General features: G+C 31.5%; 3 protein-coding genes. All 3 read right to left on the minus strand.

The genetic code is table 11. The features are described from left to right. On the minus strand, positions 1–520 hold a 520-nt coding region (locus DWZ56_RS22510), incomplete at its 3' end, for a hypothetical protein (protein WP_147369467.1). Positions 521–601: 81 nt separating this feature from the next. Further along, positions 602–1,564: a hypothetical protein gene (locus DWZ56_RS22515; protein WP_118558857.1), complete on the minus strand. Its 963-nt coding sequence runs from the start codon at positions 1,562–1,564 to the stop codon at positions 602–604. A gap of 1,119 nt (positions 1,565–2,683) precedes the next feature. Next, on the minus strand, positions 2,684–2,896 hold a 213-nt coding region (locus DWZ56_RS22995), incomplete at its 5' end, for a hypothetical protein (RefSeq protein WP_207666318.1).

Here is a 2,896-nt window from a genome sequence, read left to right on the forward strand (position 1 = left end):
AATCTTTTTTTGTTATATAAGCCTTGATCAGATCTCGTGTTAAAATGAGTTTGACGTTTTTATATTTTATGAACTCGGGGTCTGAAAGTAGTTGTGTATCAATTTGAATTGCTTTCTCTGGATTACCGTCTATCATATAAGCAATGGCCAAAGACATTTTTAAGCTAACGTCTATGGCGGACTGTGAAAACCACAATATTTTACCTTTGTTCATATATAGAATAGCAGGTTCTACTAATTGTATGAAATGTTTGACATCGCATTGGATGAGCAATGTATCATTAACGTTCTGGACCAAAATAGAGGCAATCCCATAGGTCAATCGTTTAATACCAATATGAAATAATATTATGCCAACAATCATACATATCAAATATATTATAACCGTTGTATCAAATCTATAATTAGATAAAACTTCCCAATAGTAGAAGAAAGACATAATATTAGTGACTATAAAGACTATAAATACACTATATCCTAAATTTATTATTGCCACAGCCCTTTTAAACCATTTAGGCATGCTGTTTACCTCCAAAAATTTTTGGTTCGTATATCGCGTTTGTTCTTTGCTGCAACGGATGCTTTTATCTTTGTAAAAATATTATAAAACAAAAAACGGAATACATCCAATTAACATCATTATTATGCATGCTAAACAAATGAGATAAAAAACAATGTTAATTTTATTCTTATAACGTAATGGTGCAGCAGGGTTTACTATAATATTTTTGTCCTGCAGGGCTTTAAAAGCATATTCAGTAATATATAAACGGTATCCATATGTGATTGTTTTTTTTAAACAGTCAACCTCCTGCTCTGCATTTCCTTCGTTTCTGTACAAATTGGCTAAAATCCAATAAGTGTGTGCATGTTCAAGTGCATTCGCAGATTGCTGCAGTCTGTTACTAAAATACTGTAAAGGTTCATCGGCTTTTCCGCATATCATATCTATGTAATATTGATATGTATTAAGCAGATCATTGCATAAAGAACGAGTTTTGCTGTTGGATATAGCGTATTCTTTCTGCGCCTTCATTAAGTAAAATTTAGCTTTTTCGATTTGTTGTATATTAATATAAATATTAGATAACAAAGAGTAGTATAATATCTTTCTATAGGATCCCTTAACTATATTTATATTAGAGCAGACATCCTCCATAATAGTCAGTGCTTTATCAAACTCTGCATTCTCTAGATAACCAAAAGCTAACATGTATTTTACTTCTAATTCATATAATGTTGATGTAATAAAAATGATACGCCCTGATTTTAGTTTGAAATAAACTGGTTCCATAGATTCAATTAATGCCTGCGGATTGCATTCATTGGTTAATAATAACAGCTGCTTAGAAGGATTTGCTAAAAAAGGCACTAAAAAAAGCAGGTCTAACAAAAAAGAACCCATACATAATATAAATGTAAGGATACCAAAGACTATTTGTATAGCTGATAAATCTAAAGATAAAAATTTAGTAAAATAAACAATCATATAAACGAAATAATAAGTAAAGACGAATATAGCAATTGAATAATAGCTCATTAACTTTTTGTACCATTTGGGCATATGATTCCTCCATATAGTTGAATCGTAAAGATGAAATATAATGATGTACTGCTTATTTAGTGTATATCTTAATTTATATTTTCAGTTAAAGGAAAACAATTCATTATTTATTCTTAATTTAATTAAAATTTACAAATGTTACCAATTGATTATATACTAATTTTTGATAAAAGACAATATGTGTACACCTATTTTGGTTTCGGTATTTTTGTTTTAATTTTTTGAATTTCTAATTAGCAAGAACCTGAAATTCCAATTGACATGAATACGGGTAAACACAGTGAACTGATCATTCACAGATTTATAGGTGCAACAACATACTTTACGTTGTATGTTACAATGTGTTATTTCAAGCATTGAAAGACGATGAGACTTGTTTAATAAGTGAGTTACACAGGTATATGATAAAGAACAGGGTATTTATAGTGGTAAGGGAAGTTACACAATATTAGTAAAAGATAGAAAAATTATAAGTATTCTTATGATTATCGTGATCAGATAGATAAATGATGGGTGTTTATGCAAGCAAGGCTGACGGGCACATGGTATGGGATACGCACCCGAAAGCACTTCTTCACGACAGTCCTTTAATCTACCCACGTAGCAGCTATCATTAACAGTAAATATGTGAATACGGTTCCTCATGATTTTCTGTATCAAAAACTGTATGAGTATCCTGTCATACAGGCCGATGAAACACCATGACTTGTAATTTGATCAGAAACTCTTCCTGAAAATATCAGGAAACCCAAACAATAAACTTTAACACAGCCGCTTTGCGGCTTGTGTTATTGCGAGGTATGGTGTGCCTACTCCCTAAATATTTCCCAAGTGAAAATAATGGGAGCTGAATCGGCCTGTGGATTAACATACTTGTTTGGTGGTTTGAAACTATTTTAAGATTACATATGTGATGTCAAAATTGGTTTTGATGTGAAAAAATACTTGATAGCTATATTGTTCTGAGTTTTGGAGATGCCTTACAGGATTGCAATCCGAATTTGTGCGATCAAGCTCCCGAGTCCTGCAAATTGGCTATTAAATTTAAAACAGATGGGTGATTTTCGTATTCTCACCGGCATGAATTTATTTTTGTATAATTTGTAATACCTAATGACATTACAAATTCGTTATTGCTAACCAAATAAACGGTACACATCCAACTATCCCAACTATCATTAAAAGCACCGGTAAAATATACGAAATTCTTTTTGGTTTGATTTTTTTTAATACAGGCTCATCTACAGTAAGACCTTTATTAGCCAAAATACATCGGGCTTGTTCTGCGACATATATATGGTACCCGTTTTCGGATGTCTTACGAAGATATAG

The organism is Lachnotalea sp. AF33-28 (genome assembly GCF_003477885.1).
GTDB lineage: Bacteria > Bacillota > Clostridia > Lachnospirales > Lachnospiraceae > AF33-28.

Bases quoted from the DNA above. Each gene is read 5' to 3' on its own strand.
- DWZ56_RS22515 (WP_118558857.1), bottom strand. From the start codon at position 1,564: ATGCCCAAATGGTACAAAAAGTTAATGAGCTATTATTCAATTGCTATA.